Annotated in this window: 18 protein-coding genes; 13 read left to right on the forward strand and 5 right to left on the reverse strand. The window is 49.5% G+C overall.

Annotated features, from left to right (window positions below):
• Nucleotides 1-405: 405 nt before the first annotated feature.
• The gene (locus U9M73_RS03550; protein ID WP_036643702.1) at nucleotides 406-2991 is read left to right on the forward strand and encodes an adenosylcobalamin-dependent ribonucleoside-diphosphate reductase; all 2586 of its coding nucleotides are present in this window, start codon (nucleotides 406-408) and stop codon (nucleotides 2989-2991) included.
• Nucleotides 2992-3597: 606 nt separating this feature from the next.
• Here the strand turns inward: U9M73_RS03550 and U9M73_RS03555 are convergent.
• The 3 genes from U9M73_RS03555 to U9M73_RS03565 all read right to left on the reverse strand — a co-directional run bounded on the left by U9M73_RS03555 (nucleotide 3598) and on the right by U9M73_RS03565 (nucleotide 7385).
• Nucleotides 3598-3741 (reverse strand): hypothetical protein, encoded by a 144-nt coding sequence (locus U9M73_RS03555; protein ID WP_323076303.1) that lies wholly within the window; start codon nucleotides 3739-3741, stop codon nucleotides 3598-3600.
• A 343-nt stretch (nucleotides 3742-4084) separates the two neighbouring features.
• Complete coding sequence (locus U9M73_RS03560; protein ID WP_323076304.1) at nucleotides 4085-5605, reverse strand: response regulator; 1521 nt, start codon at nucleotides 5603-5605, stop codon at nucleotides 4085-4087.
• A 4-nt stretch (nucleotides 5606-5609) separates the two neighbouring features.
• Nucleotides 5610-7385 (reverse strand): cache domain-containing sensor histidine kinase, encoded by a 1776-nt coding sequence (locus tag U9M73_RS03565; protein ID WP_323079053.1) that lies wholly within the window; start codon nucleotides 7383-7385, stop codon nucleotides 5610-5612.
• A gap of 279 nt (nucleotides 7386-7664) precedes the next feature.
• On the opposite strand from U9M73_RS03565, the gene U9M73_RS03570 reads away from it, so the two are divergent.
• From U9M73_RS03570 to U9M73_RS03620, 12 genes are all read left to right on the forward strand, one after another.
• Complete coding sequence (locus U9M73_RS03570; RefSeq protein ID WP_323076305.1) at nucleotides 7665-9023, forward strand: ABC transporter substrate-binding protein; 1359 nt, start codon at nucleotides 7665-7667, stop codon at nucleotides 9021-9023.
• An 82-nt stretch (nucleotides 9024-9105) separates the two neighbouring features.
• Nucleotides 9106-10017 carry a carbohydrate ABC transporter permease gene (locus tag U9M73_RS03575; RefSeq protein ID WP_323076306.1) on the forward strand — a complete coding sequence of 304 codons (912 nt, stop codon included), beginning with the start codon at nucleotides 9106-9108 and terminating at the stop codon, nucleotides 10015-10017.
• Between the two features lie 450 nt (nucleotides 10018-10467).
• Nucleotides 10468-11307 (forward strand): carbohydrate ABC transporter permease, encoded by an 840-nt coding sequence (locus U9M73_RS03580; RefSeq protein ID WP_323076307.1) that lies wholly within the window; start codon nucleotides 10468-10470, stop codon nucleotides 11305-11307.
• A gap of 55 nt (nucleotides 11308-11362) precedes the next feature.
• A complete protein-coding gene (locus U9M73_RS03585) occupies nucleotides 11363-13879 on the forward strand; it encodes a glycoside hydrolase family 2 protein (protein ID WP_323076308.1) in 2517 nt (838 codons plus the stop codon).
• A gap of 54 nt (nucleotides 13880-13933) precedes the next feature.
• Nucleotides 13934-14482: a cupin domain-containing protein gene (locus tag U9M73_RS03590; protein WP_323076309.1), complete on the forward strand. Its 549-nt coding sequence runs from the start codon at nucleotides 13934-13936 to the stop codon at nucleotides 14480-14482.
• 37 nt (nucleotides 14483-14519) lie between these two features.
• Nucleotides 14520-15560, forward strand: a complete 1041-nt coding sequence (locus tag U9M73_RS03595; protein ID WP_323076310.1) for an NAD(P)-dependent alcohol dehydrogenase — start codon at nucleotides 14520-14522, stop codon at nucleotides 15558-15560.
• Nucleotides 15561-15909: 349 nt separating this feature from the next.
• Complete coding sequence (locus tag U9M73_RS22140; protein WP_407673877.1) at nucleotides 15910-16212, forward strand: transposase; 303 nt, start codon at nucleotides 15910-15912, stop codon at nucleotides 16210-16212.
• Nucleotides 16213-16427: 215 nt separating this feature from the next.
• Complete coding sequence (locus U9M73_RS03600; RefSeq protein ID WP_323076311.1) at nucleotides 16428-17336, forward strand: ABC transporter permease; 909 nt, start codon at nucleotides 16428-16430, stop codon at nucleotides 17334-17336.
• Nucleotides 17337-17369: 33 nt separating this feature from the next.
• Nucleotides 17370-18290, forward strand: a complete 921-nt coding sequence (locus U9M73_RS03605) for a carbohydrate ABC transporter permease (RefSeq protein ID WP_260071309.1) — start codon at nucleotides 17370-17372, stop codon at nucleotides 18288-18290.
• A gap of 58 nt (nucleotides 18291-18348) precedes the next feature.
• Nucleotides 18349-20046, forward strand: coding sequence for an extracellular solute-binding protein (locus U9M73_RS03610; protein ID WP_323076315.1), 1698 nt, complete (start codon nucleotides 18349-18351; stop codon nucleotides 20044-20046).
• Nucleotides 20047-20082: 36 nt separating this feature from the next.
• Entirely contained in the window at nucleotides 20083-21066 is a 984-nt protein-coding gene (locus U9M73_RS03615; RefSeq protein ID WP_323076316.1) for a Gfo/Idh/MocA family protein, read from the forward strand.
• Between the two features lie 19 nt (nucleotides 21067-21085).
• Nucleotides 21086-22168 (forward strand): Gfo/Idh/MocA family protein, encoded by a 1083-nt coding sequence (locus U9M73_RS03620; protein ID WP_323076318.1) that lies wholly within the window; start codon nucleotides 21086-21088, stop codon nucleotides 22166-22168.
• 100 nt (nucleotides 22169-22268) lie between these two features.
• Here U9M73_RS03620 and U9M73_RS03625 read toward each other — a convergent pair whose 3' ends face one another.
• Together U9M73_RS03625 and U9M73_RS03630 are read right to left on the reverse strand one after the other, a co-directional pair.
• Nucleotides 22269-22613 carry a DUF3221 domain-containing protein gene (locus U9M73_RS03625; RefSeq protein WP_323076319.1) on the reverse strand — a complete coding sequence of 115 codons (345 nt, stop codon included), beginning with the start codon at nucleotides 22611-22613 and terminating at the stop codon, nucleotides 22269-22271.
• Nucleotides 22614-22721: 108 nt separating this feature from the next.
• The gene (locus U9M73_RS03630) at nucleotides 22722-23201 is read right to left on the reverse strand and encodes an MFS transporter (protein WP_323076321.1); all 480 of its coding nucleotides are present in this window, start codon (nucleotides 23199-23201) and stop codon (nucleotides 22722-22724) included.
• Nucleotides 23202-23288 lie beyond the last annotated feature (87 nt).

Below are 23288 nucleotides of genomic sequence, written 5' to 3' on the forward strand. Positions count from 1 at the left end.
TTAAAATTGTGTTAATTCAAATCTAATAAAACTTAGGAGATGCTTCCCTGGTTTCTTGGAAATGGTTACAAAGCGGTTTTATAGTTTTGAGCCTGAAAAATAGAGAGAATTGAAGGAAACAGGGGGTTGGGCGAGATGTATTCGGATTAAAGCCTGAAATTTCACCCTGAACTGCTATGACAACGAGATATTGTATAGTATAATGGTATTCGCACACAATATATTGTGATTCATACATATGATATTACCGTTTACAGGGTGTGTGCCGCGGTGATCAAGCGGGCGATTTCCGGCTTGATACAGCGTTTTTTTTCGTTTTTTTGCCTAATTTCGACTTTAGGAATCGAGGCGAATGACTGATTAATTAAAGGATACTCTGAATCAATTTTTAGGAGGGTGTTTTCTTTGAAAACTGTGCAAAAACAGCGCCTTGAGGGGCTAAGTGAGAAAATCTTCTTGGACCGGTACGCCTGGAAGGACGCGGATCCTAGCCACGCCAAAGTGGGCGATGTCGTACTCGTTCTGACGAAGGACGACCCAAAATTCCCGACGAAGGAAGTAGGGGAGGTTGTTGCCCGTGACGGCCGTAAGGTTACGGTGAAGACCCGCCGGGGCGATCTGGTGGAGACCGACGTCGAGAAGCTGACCCTCAATATCGAGAAAACGCCTGAAGAAATGTGGGACCGTCTGGCCAAAGCGATGGCTTCGGTTGAGGAAACGCCGGAGAAGCAGAAGGAATGGGAAGAGAAATTCCGTTATATTCTGGATGATTGGAAGCTTGTTCCGGGCGGACGGATTGCGGCTGGTGCCGGTGCCAGTGATGAGTTAACTTTGTTCAACTGTTATGTTATTCCTTCGCCGAAGGACAGCCGGGGCGGCATCATGGAGACGCTGTCCGAAATGACCGAGATCATGGCTCGCGGCGGCGGCGTAGGCATTAACTTGAGCTCCCTGCGTCCACGTCGTGCGATCGTTCGTGGCGTTAATGGCTCTTCCAGCGGTGCTGTATCTTGGGGCGGCTTGTTCAGCTACACAACCGGCCTGATCGAGCAAGGCGGCAGCCGTCGCGGTGCGCTGATGCTGATGATCAACGACTGGCATCCGGACGTGCTGGACTTCATCACTGTTAAACAGACGATGGGCCAAGTGACCAACGCGAACTTGTCGGTTTGCGTCAGCAATGCTTTTATGAAAGCTGTAAAAGAAGACCTCGATTGGGATCTGGTATTCCCGGATACAACTTACGAGGATTACAACGAGGTGTGGGACGGCGATCTCGATAAATGGAAAGCCGATGGACGTAAAGTGATCCACTACCGTACCGTCAAAGCGCGTGAGATCTGGCATACGATCATCGAATCGGCTTGGAAATCCGCTGAGCCGGGCGTGGTCTTCATGGAATACTACAACCAAATGTCCAACAGCTGGTACTTTAACCCGATCATCTGTACGAATCCGTGCGGTGAGCAAGGGCTGCCGGGCTGGGGCGTATGTAACCTGTCGGCGATGAACTTGTCCAAGTTCTACGATGAAGAGAAGCACGATGTGGCATGGGATGAACTGGCGACAACTACGCGTTATTCAGTTCGTTTCTTGGACAACGTCATCAACAAGACACCTTATCATTTTGAAGAAAACGAGAAGAACCAGAAGAAAGAGCGCCGCGTTGGCCTTGGAACGATGGGTCTGGCCGAGCTGATGATCAAGCTGAACATCCGTTACGGCAGCCCGGAATCGCTGGAATTCCTCGATAAATTGTATGGCTTTATTGCGAAGGAAGCTTACCTGGCCTCTGCAGATATCGCAGAAGAGAAAGGATCCTTCCCGGCATTTGAAGCAGATAAATTTTTGCAAAGCGGCTTTATGAAGAACATGACGGAAGTGTATCCAGAAGTTGGTGAAGCTGTCCGCACCAAAGGGATTCGCAATGTCACGATCATTACCCAAGCGCCAACTGGCAGCACAGGGACGATGGTTGGCACTTCGACTGGGATCGAACCGTACTTCGCCTTCAAATATTACCGTCAAAGCCGTCTCGGCTTCGACGAGCAATTCGTGCCGATCGCGCAGGAATGGATGGACGCGCATCCAGGCGAACCGCTGCCGGATTACTTCGTAACGGCGATGGATTTGTCGGCGGAAGATCATATCCGCGTACAAGCGGCGATTCAGCGTTGGGTGGACAGCTCGATCTCGAAAACGGCCAACTGCCCGTCCGACTTTACGGTTGAAGATACGAAACGGCTGTATGAGCTGGCCTTCGACCTTGGCTGCAAAGGCGTAACGATCTACCGCGATGGCAGCCGCGATGTGCAAGTTCTGCAAACGGAGAAGAAGGAAGAGAAGAAAGAGGAAGCATCTGCTCAACCTAGCGCAGCGGCAACTCCACAACCGGCAAATGCTTCGGTTCAAGCCAGCAGCCCAAAAACCGGCGAACAATACAAGAGACGCCCGCAAGTGCTGCATGGAGCAACGTATAAAATCAACACGCCGTTTGGCATGGCCTATATCACGATCAATGACATGAACGGGACTCCAGGTGAGATCTTCTTGAACGTAGGTAAAGCTGGTTCTGACGTGTTCGCGATGGCAGAAGCCCTTGGCCGCGTCTGCTCGCTGTTCCTGCGTTACGGCGACCATGGCGAGAAGGTTGAGTTGCTGATTAAGCATCTCAAAGGCATCGGCGGTACGGGAGCGATCGGTTTTGGTCCTAACCGCGTTGAATCGATCGCGGACGCCGTCGCCAAAGCGTTGGAGACGCACGTACAAAACGGACCTTACGGCGACCACGACCCAGCGCCGGTAGCCGCAACGGTTGCACAGGAGACAGCACACGTTCACGGCACGGCAGACGGCTCGCATGGCGGCTACAGCCACGGCAGCGCACCGGCCACCTCGCGCGACCTGTGCCCATCCTGCGGCTCCGCCTCGCTGATCAACATCGAGGGCTGCAAAACTTGCAGCAACTGCGGGTATAGCAAGTGCTCGTAAGAATTGAATAAACCTGCAATAGGGATGCTAGATGTGTGTTGTCAGAATCGTTGAGAACTTTTTTAGAAATGATGAGTGTAAATAATCATAATTAACGAGAAATGCATAAATATGCATTGAAATGAATGTTGGAGATTTCCCTTGTGATCATGGGAAAATAAAAAAGTCCGAAGCAAATACATACTGCTTCGGGCTTTTTGTTTAGCACGCCCAGCATGGGCGTCATCTCTAGGTTGAAAGTCCCGAGCGGGGGCTGGCGAGCGCCTACCGTTAGCCAAGGGCGAGGGTGTCACCGTGAGGTGGAATCTGAAGGAAGCCGGAGGCAAAAGCACGGGCCAAGGTACACGAACTGGATTTGAGGCAGGGTTAGTCGGATGAGTTGCCTAAACACGACGAAACCCAAAACCGCCAAGGGCTGATCCTGTAAACTCCAGTGATCGCGGGCGGAAAGGTGACGTTCTTATCTGGGGAGGCCTGCGGGAGGAAAAAACGCGAAGTCATTTCGTAAAGACGGGCTGCCGGATATCATTCTGGTGAACGATCCGAACATTCAAAAATACGTAACCGCTTATCCGGGAACGTTCCGCTGCGGATCGACGATAAGATTTACGGCGTTCCGTTCGACATCAGCGTAACGGGCGCCGGATCCTGGTACATTACGCCGGATAACAAAGGAAATTTCGTAGACAATCCGGCCATGACCGAGACGCTTCGCGTATACAAAGCGATCGCGGATTCCGGAATCGCCAAGCGGTGACGGCTCGGCCAATAGAGGTCAGGCGATTTACAGCGATTTCACAAGATGGTCTACCGAGGTTCCGGGTATTTCCATGGGAATGTACACGCAAGAGGCAAAGGATGCACTGAAGAACGAGCTGCCTAACATTTTGAACGGTGCGGATTTGACCCAAAGCTTGGCTAACATTCAGAAACACTTTGAACAGCAGGTTCAATAAAAACTAAGTAAGCGGGTGGTAATCTATGGGCAGTAAATGGAATAATATCGACTTTCCCATCCGTCGTGATCGACGGCAGGAAGTCCTTTTTTGCCATTAAAGTGTTCTAACCATCATATAAGAACATGAACATGATGCTAACGATGAAGCATCGGGCTGTTCAGCGCTTTATATTCCTTGGCGCTGACTCCGCATAATTTGCTGAAATAGGCGGAGAAATACTTGTAGTCCTTGTACCCTACCAATTCGGCGATTTCATAGTATTTCAAATCACTGTTTAGAATGAGTTCCTTCGCCTTTTCGATGCGAATGCGATTCACCCACTCTTTAAAGGAATAGCCGGTTTCACTTTTGAAGATTCTGCTCAAATAACCGGTGGAAATGTAAACGGCCTTGGCGACATCAGTCAGCTTGAGATCCTTGTTATAATTCTGGCTGATATAATCCAGTGCGGCTGCAAACAACACATTTTTATAATCCGTCTCCAGGTTTGGCTTGGCCAGGCTCAGCATCAGCTCAATCACTTCCTCGGGCGTTTCCGTTTCAGCAACAATTTCCGCCGTTTTACGGGCGCCGTTTTGCCTTTCCATCACCGCCTCCATCAGCACGATGATCCGGTTCACCGATTCCAGAAAGCACGACCGCGAGACGGCATTTTGACGCATAAACTCAGCGTATTCCTGGATGGCTTGTTCAATATGGGCAGCATTTCTGGACAATACCGCGGAGATGACCTTGCTCTCGCTATCCTGTATCTCACTTGGTCCGATGCTAGGAAATATATCTGTTGGCACAACCTCCGTATATTCCCACTCCGTGTTCCAGAAGCAGGCATCCAGCGCCCTATCCAGAAGCGCATAAGCGAAGGAGAGCTCCTCCAGCGACTCGATGCGGTTCATTAACACCATACTGTTGCCGAAAATATAAGGCTTGAGATTGGCGAGCATCTTGTCTTTAACCTCCTTCGAAATACCCTGCGCACCAACATTCAATACCGTTACGAGCTTGCCGTCTTCCGTGAAAAATACAAAGGGCTCGAGCTCCTGAAAAGCCTGCACAAAATGGTTGTACACCAGCCAATCGTCGTTCGCAACACAGCGGGCGAGCAGCATCGAATAGCAGGGGCCCGGCAGCGGCATATCCAGCTTTTCGGCCTTTTTCTGAAACGTGTTCAACGGAATTTCGTTTTTTAAAAATTTCGCAAACAAGGCAGATTTAATCAAATGCTGGTTTTCCTTATAGATCGTCTGCATCAGCGCCTGACGTCCATAGGCGGCATTTTCTTCCGAAATAGCGTCCTTTGCCCGGAGGGCCGCCTCCAATATTTTGCCGGAATCGGCATTTTTTAGGACGAAGGAGCTGACCTTCACTTCAATTGCGCGAGTAAAGTTCTCGGTATTGCCATACGCGGAGAGAATAATCACCTTCGTGCGCGGCAAATATTCATTTAATTTTCTCGCTAGCTCAATTCCGCTCATGATCGGCATCTGGATGTCTGCAAAAACGATATCAGGGGAGAGCTGAATGGCCAGCTTCAGGCCATCCTCTCCGTTAGCCGCCTCTCCGACAATTTCCATCCCATGCTTTTCCCACGGAATCGTATAGCGAATTCCCTGACGGATAAATGCCTCGTCGTCAACGAGCAGGATTTTTATCATTTCTTCAGCTCCTTTGTATTTCATTGTTGTCGTCCGAAAGCGAAATTTCACGGGCATCGGCCTCTTTATTCCTCAGCTTTTGCGTAATTTGGAAGACGCTGAATCCGTCACGCAAAAAACAACTAAGATGAAAGCCCTTTCCATTCTTCAGAGCAATCCGCTCCTTAATGTTCCGTAGAGCAAAGCCCCGCATGCCGCTGCCCTCTTCCTCCAGCAGGCGGTTAATTTCAGTGACGTCCACCGGTGTACCATTGTTCATGACCTCGTAAACAAGTGAATGTTCATTTTCGTAAATTTGAACCTTTACGATGCCATGGGTGCTGTTCTTCAGACCATGAAGAAGTGCGTTTTCGACCAGCGGCTGTAGCAGAAGGCGCAGGACGTAATAAGACTTCAAATGCTCCGGACAATCGATGTCGAACACGAACTGGTCGCCGTAGCGGATTCGTTGGATATGGATGTAGCAGCTTAGATGCTCCAGCTCTTCCGCCAGCGTCACCATGTCACTGTTGTTGGGGGAGAGCGTCATGCGCATCATTTTCGACATATTTGAAACCATCGAGCTAACATTTTTGGTATCGCCCATCTCCGACATCCAGTAGATCGTATCCAGCGTGTTATATAAAAAATGGGGATTGATCTGTGTTTGCAGGGCACTTAGCTGCGCTTGCTGTAATTTCAAATTCCCCATGTAGACTTCTTTATATAGAAAGTCCAGCCGCCGCGCCATACGGTTGAAATTGTTGGCCAGCACCGCGATTTCATCATTTCTCTTAACGTCGATGCGCACGGAGAAATCCTCATTGGAGATCGACTTCATGCGCTTGCCTAGCTTGACGAGCGGGGCCGTAATAATCTGGGAAAAAGTGAAGGACAATAGCAGCGTAAACAGGAGCACAAGCACCACCGTCAGCGATAAGCCCTTAAGAAGAGTTTCCTTAATAATGGTTAGAATATTCGGTTTTACAATGCTGTATAAAACGAATGGAGTTCGTTCTATTTTATGGGCGGATATGAAGTATTGCCCGTTGATCTGCGTATTGGCCGAGCTGGAAGCCAACTGGAGAAGATGCGGATAGGAAACGTCCCCCTTCAGATTGGCGTAGCTTTGGCCGGAGCTCGTATCCACAAGGAACTTGTTATTCTCATCAATGATAAAATAGGAGACCTCGTGGTTGATCCGGTCCGACATCAGGGTATCCATAAGCTGCTTCCGGCTCATGGCGATTTTGATAAAGCCGAGCTCCTCGGACAAATTGCTCGGATTCCTCAGCAATCGGGTTAGAGTAATATGGCTGTTGTATGCTTCTTCTGGCGTATCCTGCAGCCTGGAAACGTCGCGGTAATCCCAATAGGGTCTCGATTCCCCGGCTCGCGCAGCTTCCAGATCTTCCTTCGATATTTTTAACGAAATGCCTACATTAATAGAGGCTTGATCCCGCGAAAGGAGAGAAATGCCGCGAATTCCGTTGGAGAAACCGTAGGGCATAGACAGCAGGATGCTATTGGCGTTGCTGGTCAGCGCGAAATAGTTCTCATCATCCTTCGGCTTGCTCAAGAAGGCTCTCAGATTCGTTTCCATTAATGGGTAGGTCGTAAGATCCAGCGCATCGGTAAAAAACTGATCTGCGCTTTTGCCAATTCCATGGATATGGTTCGAAAAAAGCGCTTGCAAATCTTTTTTGGTGCTCTCATAAAAAATGCTGATTGCTACGGAATAAATCGTAAGAATCGGGATCATCACGAGGCAGATGAAGAACAGCATAAGCTTTTTACGCATAGTCACAGGGCGCACACTCCCCCTTGATGTTATGAATTTATTCTGTCATTGCGCCGGACAGGTGTCAATTGTCCTTTGCCAATTTAATGAGATGGTCATTTTTTGCGATAAATATCATATTTTAGGGATATCGTTCGCAACAAGGAAAGAGGTCGACCCCATTATTCTTTCGATGACGACAAAATACGAGGATAATGAAGACAAGAAAGCGGATACAAAATGCATCTCACGTCTTCTATAGTTAGGTTGTGAAATCAAATATACATTTGGAGGGGCAACATGAAAAAGAAAAAGATCATTCACATCATCTCATTTCTGGCAGCTCTCTCGCTAATCCTTTCTGCCTGTGGCGGCGGTGGAAGCGGCAATGGTGGAACTTCCTTCGGCAACTCCGGGGCAAGCGGGGCAAAGGGCGAACAGATTCAATTGACCTTCTCGCACTATTATTTGGAGGAGGAGCGTCCCACAAGCGCGGAAATGGACAGCTATATGACTCTGGTTGAAGAGTGGGAAGCAAAGAATCCGAATGTCAATCTGGTACAGTCGGTCATGTCGCAGGCGGATTATTCAACGAAAATCCAGGCGCAGGCCGCCGTCAACGAAATCCCGGACATCTTCTTCTTAAAAGGTTCTTGGGTAAGCAATTTTGCAAACAACGACCTGCTGATGCCGATCAACGACTACCTGGACCAATATGAGCACAAGGACAAGTTCCGCAAAGGTGTGTTTGATGCGGCTACGCGGGACGGCAAGATTTACGGGATTCCGAATCAGCTATCGATTACCTCGGTTGTTTTTTATAACGAACAAATGTGGAAAGAAATCGGCTATGACCGTTTTCCAGATAATTGGGAAGACATTTACAAGGCCGCTGAGAAATTTAATGAAAAGGGAATCTCCGCTATCGCACTGGGCAACAAGGACAAATGGCCGGCCGAATCCAGCATCCTTTCGACCATGGGCGACCGTTTCACAGGCACCGATTGGACGAATTCGATTATAGCCCGCGACGGCAGCGCGAAATTTACCGACTCTGAGTTTGTAAGCGCACTCGATCAGATGCAGAATATTGCCGCCAACAAAGTATTTAACCCTGATTTCAATATCATCTCCAATGCGCAGGCCGAGGAATATTACGCACAGGGCAAGGCGGCGGCTACCATTGACGGCCACTGGGCGGTTAGCTACCTACTGTCCAATGCCTCGGAGGAAGTGCTAAGCCAGACCAAGGTTGCGATCCTGCCGCCAGTGGATGGTGGAAAGGGCGATAACAACACGATCTCCGGCGGTGCTGGCTGGTATGTTGCGCTCAACAAAAATCTAGAAGGCGCGAAGCTCGAAGCAGCTATGGATTTTCTGTTCAGCACGGCGGGTTATGACTTTTCCAGAGTTTATGCCGAAAAATACGGGATGACCGGCCCAAGCCTGATTGAAGGCACCGATTTGACGCAGTTCCCGCAATTGACGCAGGATTTTGCCGCATTGACCGGCTCCCTGACGTTTACGCCGATCTACGACATGCTGATGGAAGGCTCCATTATCGAAAGCATGAATACAGGTCTGCAGGAAGTGCTGAACGGTACGAAAACAGGCCAGGAGCTGGCCGCACAGCTTCAGTCCGGGCAGGACAGCCTGTAACCGCCGCGATGGTTCAAGCTGCTGGCACCAATCGCGTGCCGGCAGCTTGCATCCATTCGTTAATTAAGGAGGAAGCAGCTACATGAACCAGGCAATTCGTCCGTCAAGGAAGGCTTTCATATTGTACATGCTGCCGGGCTTTATCCTGTACACCTTTATCGTATTTGTTCCGATCGTCCTGGCCTTTTATTACGGGTTCTTTGACTGGTCGGGCGGGACGAAGATGAATTACATCGGTTTGGATAATTTTATAGCGCTGGCTAAGGACGACGTTTTCATCCAATCTTTTGTCAACAACATCTATCTTACGGTGCTGTGCATTGTCGGACAAATCGGCTTCGCCTTCTTGTTCGCCATACTGTTGAACACAAGAGGCGTCAGATTCAAGGCCTTTCACAGAACGATGTCTTACTTTCCGTCGGTATTATCGGCGGTCGTGATCGGCTTTATTTGGACAATGCTCTATGACTACAACTATGGCTTGATCAATATTTTTCTTAAGCAAATCGGAAAAGCGGAATGGATTCAGCCCTGGCTGAACAACGAGAGTCTTGCGCTGACATTAGTTGCGATTCCATTGATTTGGCAATACATCGGATATTACATGATCATCATCCTCTCCGCTCTAGCTTCCATTGACCCGCAGGTGCTGGAAATGGCGGAGATCGACGGGGCGAACGGCTGGAAGAAGGCGATCCATATCACATTGCCTCTCGTAAAGAACACGCTGATTGTCTGCGTAACGCTCTGTATCGCGGGGACGATGAAGGTCTTCGACCACATCTATGTGATGACCGGCGGAGGGCCGGGGACTTCAAGCAACGTGATGGCGTTAAACGCCTATAAGACGTCCTTCCTCAGCTATAAGATGGGTTACGGCAGCGCGATGTCGATCGGCATCTTAATTCTGAGCCTGATATTTATCGCCGGAACGAGATGGCTGCTTCTGAGCTTTACGAAGGACAAGTCCAGCGGCAGGATGTCAAGCCGTTAACTCCAAACCCAGCCTAAAATCATGTCACTTACTAGATTTTAACAGGGGGTTCGTGAAGGACTATGGCAAAGGAGGCGTTAATCCTTGGCACTATTCACCTTCCTTCGAGGCGTGTAGAGTTGGCCGCTGTGCCGGGCACCGACAGCAACACTGAGCGCCTTGAATGCCGTCGAGGACCCGCTCGATCGCTTTGTCGAGATTCTTGAGAGATTCTTGAGCTGCTTCTGGATGCTGCGGATGGATTCGACAGAAGGTGCCGAGGAAGGGAACAGCCAGCGGATAAGAAGCTCAGACGCGTACCGGAGAAACAGATTTAAGGGGTAGATGCTACTGGAGGCAGAAGGATTTCCCTGAATGGACCCTACGTTCCATTGTCCAGAGGCATCCCCCGGGGGATGGAAATGAACCTAAAAGAGCTTTCAAAAGATACTATACGAGGAGGTGTGAGTGATGGGGGAGAGCAGTAAACGCCGTTTTTTGTTCGGTCTGGTTCCTAATCTGGTTTTGGCCGTTTTCTCCATGACCTGCATATTTCCGGCGATATGGCTATTCTATTCTTCGCTTAAAGGGAAGGCCGAGTTCTACGCCAATCCGATTTCATTGCCGCACAGCCCGAATTTTCTGCAATATATTGCGATTTTGACCAAAAGTAAAATCCTGCTGTGGATGGGCAACACCATCCGGAATAGCGTGCTGTCGCTGGCGATCATCCTGATTCTTGGCTTTATTATCGGTTACTTTCTTTCCCGCTTCCGGTTTAAAGGGAAAAATGCGCTTTACAACTACTACCTGCTCGGGATGCTAGTTCCGATTCATGCCTTAATGGTTCCGATGTACGTGCTGTTTACGAAAACCGGGATGGGCGATCAATGGTACACGCTGATTCTACCGTATGCGGCCTTCGGTTTGCCGATTTCGATTTTCCTGGTAGAGAGCTATGTGCGAAGCATTCCTATTGAAGTAGAGGAGGCTGCCAATATTGATGGCTGCAGCTTCCATCGCACTCTGTTTAGCATCGTGCTTCCGATGTGCCAGCCGATCCTTGTCACCGTCGGCATCATTCAATTTTTTATCGTATGGAATGAATTTACGTTTGCGTTGATCCTGATCAGCAAGGAAAACCTGATGACCGTGCCTGTCGGCATCACGCTGTTCAAAGGACAGTTCGTAACCGATTATCCGAAAATGATGGCCTCGATGCTAATCGCTATTTTTCCCGCTATGGCACTATATTTCGCGTTCTCCAAGCAGATCATCAAGGGTATGGTCGCCGGTTCGGTCAAGGGTTGATTCGCACCATTGAAACAGGAATGACAACAATTACGCATCAAGGATGGGGAGACTTATGAAAAGATTTGATTTAAACGACGCATGGCTTCTGCATGAGGCGCCGCTGCATTGGGGCAAAGACAGCCTGACGGCTGTAAAAGCTTTGAAGGAAGGCTGGTATCCTTGCTCGCTTCCAACTGATGTTCGCATTCCTCTGATCGAGAATGGCATAATTCAGGAGCCGCTTGAGTCCGATCATGCGCTCGCCAGCGAATGGATCGAACAGCGTTCCTGGTGGTACACCAAGGAATTCGACGGCACGGGTATCGATTTTGACAGTGACATTATTGAGCTTGTCATTGAAACGATCGACACCAACAGCGATATTTTCGTCAACGATCAATATGTTGGCAGCCATCGCAATGTGCATTATCCGTTCGTCCGCAACATCAAGGATGTTCTCACTCCCGGGAAAAACACGCTTACGGTGCGCGTCACTACCGGGCTGGAGGACGTTACCGACAACGATCTGTCGGAGCTCAACTGGGCGACCTGCCGTGAATACGATAACGGCGGCAAAGACCGCGGCGACTATCGCCGTTCCTACGTAAGACGTCCGCAATATACAGTGGGCTGGGACTGGGGGCCGCGCGTTGTCACCTGCGGGCTTGGCGGAAATGCATACCTGCGCTGCGAGAAAGAGATCGCGGTTCGCGAGGTGAAGCTCGTTACGGTCAGCGCTGACCAGACTGCCCGGCTTAAAGCCACGGTCAACATCGAAAACCTGGACATCATCGGGACGATAAACTGCGATCTGCAGATCGACATTTCCTATGACGGGCAATCCTGTGTGACGAAAAAGCTCGAGAACCTGCTTCTGACCTCCGGCACGAACTATTTTGATGTGGATCTAGAGGTGGAGAATGCCCGGCTGTGGTGGCCAGCGGGACATGGCGATCATCCGCTGTACGATGTGCGGGTATCTGCAGCGAGCGCGAACGCGAAGACCGAATATCCTGCATTCCAATTCGGCATCCGGACGGTCGAGCTGGATACGTCCATCCTGCGCGGCAAAGAGCGCAATTTCCGACTGATCGTCAACGGCGTTCCTATTTTCAGCAAAGGGGGCAACTGGGTTCCAGCTGATTTCATCCATGCGCGTGTTACCGACGAGAAGTATGAGACCTTGATCCGCGAGGCGGTGGAAGCGAATTTCAACATGCTGCGCGTCTGGGGCGGCGGGCTGTTCGAGCGGGATATTTTCTACGATTTGTGCGACCAGAACGGTCTGCTGGTGTGGCAGGATTTCATGATGGCCTGCTCCACTTATCCTGACCATAAACGGGAATTCCGCGACGAGATGCGGGCCGAGATGGACTATCAGACCAAGCGCCTGCGCAACCGGGCATCCATTGCCTTGTTCTGCGGAACCAACGAAGTCCACTGGATTTTTAACAAATATGACAATCCACGATGGCAGATCGAGTTCAAGCATGAGAAGCAGTACGGCTTATATATTGCGAATATTCTCGCCAAAGAGATCATGTACAACAACTGCTCCCATATTCCTTACTGGAACAGCTCACCGTACGGCGGGGCGCTTCCGAACGACGATACGGTCGGCGATGTCCATCGCTGGCATAACGCCTTCATGAGCCTTAATATGGACGAGCGCATCGAGCCGAAGGACTTCGATACGGTAAACTCCAAATTCGTGAGTGAATACGGCTTCGTCGGCCCTTGTTCTCTGGAGAGCACGAAGAAGTATTTGGGCGGGGAAGAGATCGACTTCGACAGCGAAGTGTGGCAAATGCATTGCAACGTGTTTGAGAAAGGGACCGTCGTCACGGGCATTGCTAAAAACTACCTTAACCGCACCGACAATTTATCCATCGAGGACTATCTGCTTTACGGCGGTATGGTGCACTCGCTCATGCTTGAGTATTCGCTGGAAGCGATCCGATTCAAGGAAAATTGCGGCGGCGCGCTGTTCTGGATGTACAACGATGCCTGGGGCGAAGTCGGCTGGACGATCATCGATTATTATCTGAGCCGCAAAATCCCGTATTATGGCGTAAAACGCGCTTTGGCCCATACGAAGCTGTCGATGCGCGTGGTGGACGGAAACGTCGTTGTTCAAGGGATGAACGATACGGCAGAGAAGGTGAGTTTCCAGGCGGAATACGGCTATATTTCGTTCGACGGAACAGTTCGGCAGACGAGAACGCTGGAGATTTCCCTTGAGCCGCATAGCCGGGTTTACTTGCTTACGGAGAAGCTGCCGGATCAGGACTACACCAGAGGCAGCATGATGCTGATTCCAGATTCGGATACCGTGAACTCCATATCCCTGCGGACAGGCGATATGAAGACGATGGTATTTGATCCATCGCCGGTTGAAATCGTGAGCGATGAGCAGATCGGACCGGATCGAAAAATTACGCTGACCAGCAAAGGGTATGCGCACGGTGTATATGTTGCGGGCGGTTATGACTGCTCCGACCTCTACTTCGATCTGCTGCCGGGTGAGGTGAAGACGATAACCGTCTATTCCGCAGGCAGCGAATCGCTTAAATTTGCTTCGGTCAGATAAACATTAGTAAATTGCTAATTTCTAAAACACTGAAGATAAGGAGGGGCGCCCGTTATGAAAAAATCAGTGTATCAGCATTTTAAGCCAATCATTCTGGATTATTACGACAAGGCCCATATCGTGCTGACCGAACAGGAGAAGGACAATCTGGAGATCGCCGACTTCGGGCTGGATCAATTCGAGCAGGTGGGGCTTTCCATCGTCACCCTGATCAATACCGACCGCTGCTGTGCAAAGGAAATGGTGCTTCTGCCGGGACAGACCTGTCCCGAGCACAGGCACCCGGCGATTCCCGAGCTGAATTATCCGGGCAAGGAAGAGACCTTCCGCTGCCGCTACGGCACGGTGTACCTGTATGTGGAAGGCGAGCCCAGCTTGAGTAGTCGCGGTATTCTGCCGGAGAGCGGCAAAGAGCATTACTCCGTATTCCATGAAATCGTACTGAACGAGGGCGAGCAATATACGATTTATCCGAATACGAAGCACTGGTTCCAGGCAGGCCCGGCAGGTGCGGTCGTATCTGAATTCAGCACCAGAAGCCTGGACGAATACGACATTTTTGCCGATCCCCGCATTGACCGGATTCCTCGCATCGAGGACTGATGAATTAAAATAATCACGCAAGATGGAGGCGTTTCTGTTGAACAATCGCGCAGCATTTATGACCGACCTGAAGCAAATGGATATCCGTGAAATTCCAGTGCCCGAGCCCAAAGAGAAGGAGGTGCTCGTCAAGCTTGAATACGTCGGCATCTGCGGATCGGACGTGCATTATTACGAGCATGGCAAAATCGGCGACTTTATTGTCAACGGCGATTTTATCCTCGGGCACGAGTGCGCGGGCACGGTCGTCGCTATCGGGAAGGGCGTCAAGCAGCTGCAGGTAGGAGACCGCGTAGCTCTGGAGCCGGGCGTGACCTGCGGACAATGCGAATTTTGCAAAAGCGGACGCTACAATCTGTGTCCCGATGTGGAATTTCTCGCTACCCCGCCTTATCATGGATGCTTTGAAAACTACATTGCATTCCCAGAGAACATGGCGTTCAAGCTTCCTAGTTCTATTACGACCAGAGAGGGCGCGCTCGTCGAGCCGCTTTCGGTTGGCATGCACGCTGCCAAACAGGGCGGCGTCACGCTCGGCAGCTCCGTGGTCATTCTTGGCGCAGGCTGTATCGGCCTGACGACATTGCTGGCCTCCAAAGCGTTTGGCGCTATCGACATTACTGTTGTGGACGTCATTCCAAAGCGGCTGGATAAAGCGCTGGAGCTTGGAGCAACGCGAGTCATCAATGCGGCCGAGATGGACGCGGTCAAGCTGATTTACGAGCTAACGGACGGTGAAGGCGTGGATATTGTCATGGAGACCGCAGGCGCGGTAAAAACGGTACAGCAGACCGCGTACATGGTCAAGCGGGGCGGGACAGTCGTGCTGGTCGGCATGGCGCCGCAGGATATCATTGAATACAACTTCGCCAAGCTGCTGGGCAAGGAGGCGGAGATCAAAACGGTGTTCCGCTACCGGAACATCTACCCCCAGGCGATCAAGGCGATGGACGAAGGGCTCATCGACGTGTCCGGCATTGTGACTCACGAATACAGCTTCGATGAAATTGCCGAGGCATTTGACGTCAACATCAACCGGAAAAACGACGTCGTAAAGATTATCATCAAAATCACTTAATCTAATAAGCTGGATGCAAGGGACTGTTCCAAAAGTAGTTATCCAATGAGAGTTTTCTTTATCAGGAACAGATGAATCGAGCAACACGATTTCAATTGTATGAAAAAAGCGTAAGTTCTAGGGCTAGATCAGCCCCGGAATTTGCGCTTTTTGCTTCATGGTGGCCCACTTGGGCATATTATCAATGGGCAAGTGAAGGCTGCCCGACCTGTAAGTGTACTTTTGGGCAGGTCGCGTAGCAGGGAACGCCGAATTCCTTGATTTTTAGCGGCGAATACAATGCCGAATATAGTAGCGAAGTATAATGCTACATAGAATCTGGACAGCAAAAAAGGAGTTTCTTAGTTGTATGGCAACAAGTAGAAGAAAGTTTACACCGGAGGAGAAAGCGCGAATCGTACTGGAAATTTTAAAGGAAGAAAAGTCGGTTGCGCAGCTCTCATCTGAGCATGGTATTCATGCAAATGTCCTCAACGGGTGGAAATCGGAAACTGTCCAGAATCTATCGCAATTGTTCGTGATTTATCATTACAGGAAAAAACCTAAGCTGACAAGCTTAGGCTTTTTTCTACATTTAAAACTTATTACATATATTGATTATGTCATATTGAATGTTACACAAAAATGGATATATAAACCAATTTATTCCTAGAAATTTACACATATTAAGCCTTAGAGGTGACTTTTACAAAAAATATCTTGGAATTTTTCTTATAGCATATTGAATATATTCATTTATATCGAATATTATTAACACATAGAAAAGAAAACGCTTGCAACTAAGGGGGGAGTCTATCGCAAAGTTAGCAGCTTAGGAGTACAAGTCACTAGAATCCATCCAACGAAGCTTTAGGAGGTGAACACAGCATGGGATCCAGTAAATTACGCAAAATTTGGTATTTCCGGCACATCTACTTGTTTTTACTTCCGGCGATCATTTGGTATCTCATTTTTGCCTATTATCCGATGTACGGCATTTTAATAGCGTTCAAAGATTTCAAATACAATCTGGGCATATTAGGGAGCCCGTGGGCTGGCTTTAAGTATTTCGAACAGTTCTTAAACGATTCCAGCTTTTACGATGTCCTCCGCAATACCTTGTCCATCAGCGCGCTCAAACTGATTTTCGGATTTCCAGCGCCGTTGATCCTGGCCTTGATGCTCAATGCGGTGATGCACCGGAGGCTCAAGAGAGTGTTCCAAACGATTTCTTATTTGCCGCACTTCGTTTCGTGGGTTGTTGTCGTGACTTTGCTGCAAAAAATCCTGTCCCCGAACGTTGGGCTGATTAATGACATCCGGTATCAAATGGGGTTGGAACCGATCTTCTTTATGGGTAAGCCGGAATTGTTCTATCCGTTGGTCGTCATATCCGACATCTGGAAAGGGGTCGGTTGGGGATCGATCATTTACTTGGCTGCGTTAACGAACATCGATCCGCATTTGTATGAGGCTGCGGAAATCGACGGGGCCGGAAGGTGGAGTAAGCTGTTTAAAATTACGCTTCCGAGCCTGACGCCAACGATCGCGATCCTGCTCATCTTCTCGCTCAGCGGCATTCTGAACGCAGGCTTTGACCAGATTTGGCTGATGCAAACCCCGGCTACTTTAAGCGTGTCGGAGATATTGGACACTTATGTACTTAAAACGGGACTCCAGCAAGGGCAATTAGCTTATTCCACTGCCATCGGTTTATTCAAATCAGCGATCTCACTTGGGCTCATTGTGCTTGTCAATTATATCTCCAGAAAAGTGAGCGAGGTATCGCTATGGTAATAAGCCAACGGCAAGCATGAGGAGGTTGTGCGCATGGGGGCAAAAAGGCTGACGTCGGCGGACCGAATCTATATGGTGCTTAACTATTCGGTGTTGTTTATATTTTGCGCCACGGCGCTGTATCCCTTTATCTATTTCCTGGCCCTTTCGTTTAATGACGGCTACGACGCGATGAAGGGCGGAATCTATTTTTTTCCTAGAGTCTTTACGTTAGAGAACTATGCAAAAGCGTTTACCAACCCATTGATCTTAAATTCGTTTTATATTTCGGTGACCCGAACCGTTATCGTTACGGTTGGCTCGGTATTGTTGACGGCTTTGCTGGCTTATGCGCTTTCGCGGAAAGGCTTGCCGGGCCGAAAGTATATCGTCTTCTTCTTTTTCTTTACCACTCTGTTCAGCGGGGGCTTGATCCCAACCTTTATCCTGTTCCGGCAAATCCACATTCTCAACACGTTTTGGGTATTGGTGCTGCCTTCCCTTTACAGCTTCTTTAACGCGATTATTATGAAAACCTTCTTTGACGGAATTCCCGAGGCTTTGTCAGAGTCGGCCCGGATCGATGGTGCCAGCGAGTTATCCGTATTCGCCAGAATCATCCTGCCGCTCTCGATGCCGGTGCTGGCGACCATTGCCTTGTTTGTTGGGGTAGGGGTGTGGAATGACTGGTTCACCGGGCAGTTTTTTATCCAAAATGAGAAATTACACCCTGCCGCGACATTCCTGAACAAAATGATCAGTGAAGCTTCCTTCCAGTCGATGACCTCGTCGTCGGGGAACAGCGGTTCTGCGATTCAGAACATGACCGAATCCCAGCTGGAGCTGCGGGGAGTGACTCCGGAAGCCTTGCGGATGACGTTCGTCATCATTATTACCACACCGATCATTTGTGTGTATCCATTTCTCCAGAAGTATTTCGTGAAAGGCGTATTGGTTGGTTCGCTTAAGGAGTAGTTGGTATAAAAGGCTAAGCCTTTTATATAAAAAATGTTCATTGAAAGGGGAGTAGCGTATGAGCAAAAACGGGTTGAGGAGCGGTTTTATCATCACACTGATCGCCTTACTGCTGACGGCATGCGCAGGGTCAGGCGGGAATAAGGAGGCTAGCACGGTTAACTCGGGTTCGAACGAACCGGGTAGCGTGAATGAGACGGGTGCCGAAGAATTTAAGCCTGTCACCTTAACGTACCTCAGCGCCTGGAATGGCGGCGGAGGCGCCTTCCCGCAAGATCAGGAGAATAATCCCGTAGCTCAAAAAATCCGGGAAAAAACCGGGGTCACTTTAAAACTAGAATCGATCACGACCAGCGAAGTAGAGAAACTGAACACCATCTTCGCTTCCGGCACAGTTCCGGATATCGTGAATGCCCCATTCTGGTCGACGACCGGGGGAGAAGGACAAGTTATCAAGAAGGCGGCCATGGAAGGCCAGATTCTGGACTTAACACCTTATCTGGATAAGTACCCGAATGTAAAAAGACTGGTGACAACCGGGATCGCCAAGGATTTTAACGAGTTCGATCTGAATAGCCCGGATTTTGAAGGAAAAACCTATCTCATTCCTACAGAAACTCCAGACGGAACCCCTGAGAGCATTCATAACTGGAACTATGGCCTTTATGCCCGGGGAGATATTCTGAAGGCGTTAAATGTCAAAGCCGAGGATATCGATACGCAAGAAGAACTGTATGATTTGCTGGTTAAAATCAGAGACGGCGGCTTTAAGGATATTGCCGGCAAACCGGTCATTCCGGCAGGTACGATGTGGAATGGCTGGGATTATGGCCAATTCCTTGCCGGTTGGTCAGACTACAACATTTCGGACTACCGTGAAGAAGGCGGTAAGCTGATCCATTGGACGCAATCCAAGGATCATGAAGAGCGGCTGTTCTACATGAGAAAGTTGTTAAACGAAGGTTTGTTTGACCTTGAAGCCTTCAGTAATACGAGCACAACCGCAAACGAAAAGCTGACGACAGGCAAGCTCGCTGTATTCGGAGCTCAACCGATGTTAGCGGAGTTGTCCAAGACGCTGTATAAGACGAATCCGGAAATGCAATATGAGCTGCTTGGACCGATGAAGAATAAGCGCGGAGAAATTCGGACGCAAGTCGAGAAACCCGGACGTTCCGGCTTCCCCGTCCTGTTCTTAAGCGCGAACATCAAAGATCCTGATGCGGCGTTGCGTTACATTGATTATGTGAACAGTGAGGAAGGACGTTTGCTTGCCTACTACGGCATTGAAGGCACGCACTACACGCTGGAAAACGGGATTCCGCAATGGATTCCGGATGTGAAGAAGCAATTTGATGAGAATCCGGATCTGAAGAGAGACGCAGGGCTGAATTTCCTTCCGGGACGATTCATTGGCGCTTTCTCTGATTCCGTCACTTGGCCAACGCCAGAGGATCAAAAAACGCAGTGGCAAAAGCTGGAGGAGAGCTTCTCGGCCAGAATGCCGATCAAAATCATCGACAAGGTCAGCGCCAGCTACCTCGCGAGAGAATGGCCAAAATATGAGGAATACGTCAATAAGACCAGCAGCTTGAACTTTGATGATGAATTTAAGAAAGCACTGTTTGCCTCGTCGGATGAAGAAGCCTTAAATATGCTGCATAAAGTTCAAGAGAAATTTAGAGATGCGGGCGTAGAGAAAATGGCAGAGTTTGTGGCGCAAAAAGCGGCAGAACGGGATGATGTAGGGTTCTAACCCCTACTCATCCTGAAGATGAAGGAGGGAACGAGGATGTTAAACGTGGCGATGTTAAGCAAATGGCATGTGCATGCAGAGGATTATGCCAGAAAGTTGCAAACCCATGGGAACGTGAAGATCACCGCGGTCTGGGACGAACAACCTGAACGCGGCAGAGAATGGGCGGCCCGATTAGACGCGGACTTTGAGGCGGATTTGGACACTCTTTTGCGGCGGGAAGATGTGGATGGCGTTGTGGTAGATGCTCCTACTAGCATGCACGCCGACGTCATGGTGGCTGCTGCTCAGGCCGGCAAGCATATTTTCACCGAGAAAGCGATGGCGCTGACTACGGAGGAATGCGATCGAATTTCGGCAGCGGTACGTGAGGCTGGCGTTAAGTTCTGCATCTCCTTCCCTGCCCGCACGAGACCGCAAGAATTGTTCGCGAAGCAGCTGATCGATGACCGGATCCTAGGGGATGTTACGCTTCTGCGTATTCGGAACGGCCATGACGGGGCTTTGAACAATTGGCTTCCGGAGTACTGGTATGATGAGAAGCAAGCCGGTGGCGGAGCGATGATGGATTTAGGCTGTCATCCGATGTATCTCGCCAACTGGTACTTAGGGAAGCCGAAACGGATCACCTCCATGTTCCATTACTTCACCCAGCGCGCCGTGGAAGATAATGCGCAATGCTCCATCGAGTTTGCCAACAATGCGGTTGCTCTGGTCGAAACTAGCCTAATCACCTATCGGACTCCTTCTGCGCTTGAAATTTACGGCACGGAAGGCACGTTGATCATCTCGGATTCGAACGTGAAAGTCATCTCGAAGAAGTTCGATTCCCCCTTCTCCGGATGGATTACGCCAACACAGCTCCCTGCAGCGCAGCCGCTTCCGATCATTCAATGGGCGGATGCCTTGCTTGAGGATAAGCCGATGCCGTTCGGACTGGAAGATGGAACGAAATTGACGGAGCTCCTGGAAGCAGCCTATATCGCCCACAGGGAAAACCGAACGGTGGAGTTCAAATAGCGCGGAGGAGGGGAAACGGATGAGAACGGTAAAGGTTGGGATCATCGGTTGCGGATTAATTGCGAATGACAAGCATATGCCGAGTTTAGCGAAGGTGGACAATGTACAGATGGTGGCCTTCTGCGACTTGATCCCGGAAAGAGCTGAGGCCGCCGCGCAAAAATTCGGTACGCCAGATGCCAAGGTGTTCACGAATTACAAGGATCTGCTGGCGATGGAAGAGATCGAGGTTGTACATGTGTTAACCCCCAACAGTTCTCATGCCTCGATCTCCATCGATGCGCTCGAAAGCGGCAAGCATGTCATGTGCGAGAAGCCCATGGCCGTCACCGGTCCCGAGGCGAAAGCGATGTACGAGGCTCACTTGCGAACCGGCAAGAAGCTTACCGTCGGTTACCAGAGCCGATCCAGCGCCAAGAGCCAACTGCTCAAAAAGATGATCCAAAATGGCGAGCTGGGAGACATCTATTTTGCCAAAGCGGTGGCTACCCGCAGAAGAGGCGTGCCGACCTGGGGCGTGTTCTTGGATAAAGAGAAGCAGGGAGGCGGTCCGATGATCGATATCGGAACCCATTCCCTGGATCTGATCCTCTGGTTGATGGATAACTACGAACCGGAAAGCGTCGTCGGCAGTGTGTTCTATAAGCTGAAATACACCGAAAATGCCGCAAACGAATGGGGCTCCTGGGATCCCAATGAGTTCGAAGTCGAAGACTCCGCGTTTGGCTACGTGAAATTTAAAAATGGGGCTACGGTAATTATTGAAACGAGCTGGGCCCTGAATATTGCAGACGGCGGAGGCAACCTGCTGTGCGGCACGAAGGGCGGGGCGGACTTTAATAACCGTAAACTGCGGATCAACGGCGAAAGAGACGGAAGCTTGTTCGTGAATGAAATCGACGTGGACCCAAACGCAAGAGAACTGTTCCGCGGGGAGAAGTTGACCGATTTCGAGTATGAAGCCAAACAATGGATTCACAGCATCGTCAACGACACGGAACCTCTTGTGAAACCAAGGGAAGCGATGATCGTGTCTCAGATCTTGGAGGCGGTCTATCAATCCGCGGAATCGGGGAAAATCGTTTATTTTGATCAGGAATAAGTACGCGAAATAATAAATCTCGTAATCCGTCCGTGAAGCGACAGCTTCGCGGACTTTTTTTGTGATTGTTTGATTCAATGGATGTTGTATCTGCCATTGCCTAATTTTTGTCTTTTGTAATTTTTTTAGCGGTAACTTGTGCTGGAAATGAATCATCACTTACTTCAAAGAACACTGTAACCTCATCACCTTTTTTATATTTTGAAGGTGTAATTTTATTTACCCAGATGGCTTGAGAATACTCATTGGATTCCAATACTTCTTTGTAATTCTTGCTCAGGTCTTCCTTTTTTAAGTGTGAAATTACTAAAATTTTTTTATTCTCTTCATCTACCGTGTGTACAATCCCTTTCAAAACTTCATTGTTCTTGCTACAGGCAATGACTAATAAGAAAAAAACAAAGATAAGTGTCCATTTAACAATAGTTCTAGATTCTTTAAACATGGACTTTCTCCTTTGAAGGGTTGAGAGTTAGTTTAAAATTGGTTGCACAGGTATTGCATTCAGTACATTTCCGATATAGGAGTATACGGCATTTCCATTATAGCGACCTTAGCAGTGGTCAACATTAAAGATTCGTAGCTGCCCTTTTAATGACATGCCTTCTGGTCGGGGCAGAGGCTGAATCTGTTTCATCACGCCGATCCAGGCGATCGCTGTCAGAAGCGTGATGATTAGAAAAGGGAATCTCCAACCCAACAGTTGCCCCAGCAAGGTTCCAAGCGGAGCGCCTAGAATGACGGATACGGTTAACCCTGAGCTAACAAATGCGATACTTCTCCCTTCCCGACCAGGGCGGGCCAGATCTTTCGCAGTAACAACAATTGTGCCGAAGAGAGTGCCGTGAGCGAAGGAACTTAGGATACGCCCTGCCAACAGCGTCCCGTTCATCTCGCGGGGAAAATAGATCTCCCTGCTGGGAAGTTCCGGACTGATTTCGTAGCCATTTTTCTCAATCCAGGAACCCAGATCAACGCTAACCGGCGTATCTGTATCCGGACGGCTCCGATGCTTAACCGAAGCAACGGTCACTTCCGGGAGCACTTTGGTCTTAAAACAATCTCCTCAAACAAACAAGGGATGTTTGCTCTGCTCGTCGTTTCTTTCACGGATACGACC

The organism is Paenibacillus phoenicis (assembly GCF_034718895.1).
GTDB classification, from domain to species: Bacteria; Bacillota; Bacilli; order Paenibacillales; family Paenibacillaceae; genus Fontibacillus; species Fontibacillus phoenicis.

What these genes read in the sequence shown, in the direction of transcription:
- U9M73_RS03565 (WP_323079053.1), bottom strand. Translation starts at nt 7,385, where the DNA reads ATGCGTAAAAAGCTTATGCTGTTCTTCATCTGCCTCGTGATGATCCCG.
- U9M73_RS03580 (WP_323076307.1), top strand. Translation starts at nt 10,468, where the DNA reads ATGGGGGAGAGCAGTAAACGCCGTTTTTTGTTCGGTCTGGTTCCTAAT.
- U9M73_RS03625 (WP_323076319.1), bottom strand. Translation starts at nt 22,613, where the DNA reads ATGTTTAAAGAATCTAGAACTATTGTTAAATGGACACTTATCTTTGTT.
- U9M73_RS03585 (WP_323076308.1), top strand. Translation starts at nt 11,363, where the DNA reads ATGAAAAGATTTGATTTAAACGACGCATGGCTTCTGCATGAGGCGCCG.
- U9M73_RS03615 (WP_323076316.1), top strand. Translation starts at nt 20,083, where the DNA reads ATGTTAAACGTGGCGATGTTAAGCAAATGGCATGTGCATGCAGAGGAT.
- U9M73_RS03605 (WP_260071309.1), top strand. Translation starts at nt 17,370, where the DNA reads ATGGGGGCAAAAAGGCTGACGTCGGCGGACCGAATCTATATGGTGCTT.
- U9M73_RS03600 (WP_323076311.1), top strand. Translation starts at nt 16,428, where the DNA reads ATGGGATCCAGTAAATTACGCAAAATTTGGTATTTCCGGCACATCTAC.
- U9M73_RS22140 (WP_407673877.1), top strand. Translation starts at nt 15,910, where the DNA reads ATGGCAACAAGTAGAAGAAAGTTTACACCGGAGGAGAAAGCGCGAATC.
- U9M73_RS03560 (WP_323076304.1), bottom strand. Translation starts at nt 5,605, where the DNA reads ATGATAAAAATCCTGCTCGTTGACGACGAGGCATTTATCCGTCAGGGA.
- U9M73_RS03570 (WP_323076305.1), top strand. Translation starts at nt 7,665, where the DNA reads ATGAAAAAGAAAAAGATCATTCACATCATCTCATTTCTGGCAGCTCTC.
- U9M73_RS03610 (WP_323076315.1), top strand. Translation starts at nt 18,349, where the DNA reads ATGAGCAAAAACGGGTTGAGGAGCGGTTTTATCATCACACTGATCGCC.
- U9M73_RS03575 (WP_323076306.1), top strand. Translation starts at nt 9,106, where the DNA reads ATGAACCAGGCAATTCGTCCGTCAAGGAAGGCTTTCATATTGTACATG.
- U9M73_RS03590 (WP_323076309.1), top strand. Translation starts at nt 13,934, where the DNA reads ATGAAAAAATCAGTGTATCAGCATTTTAAGCCAATCATTCTGGATTAT.
- U9M73_RS03620 (WP_323076318.1), top strand. Translation starts at nt 21,086, where the DNA reads ATGAGAACGGTAAAGGTTGGGATCATCGGTTGCGGATTAATTGCGAAT.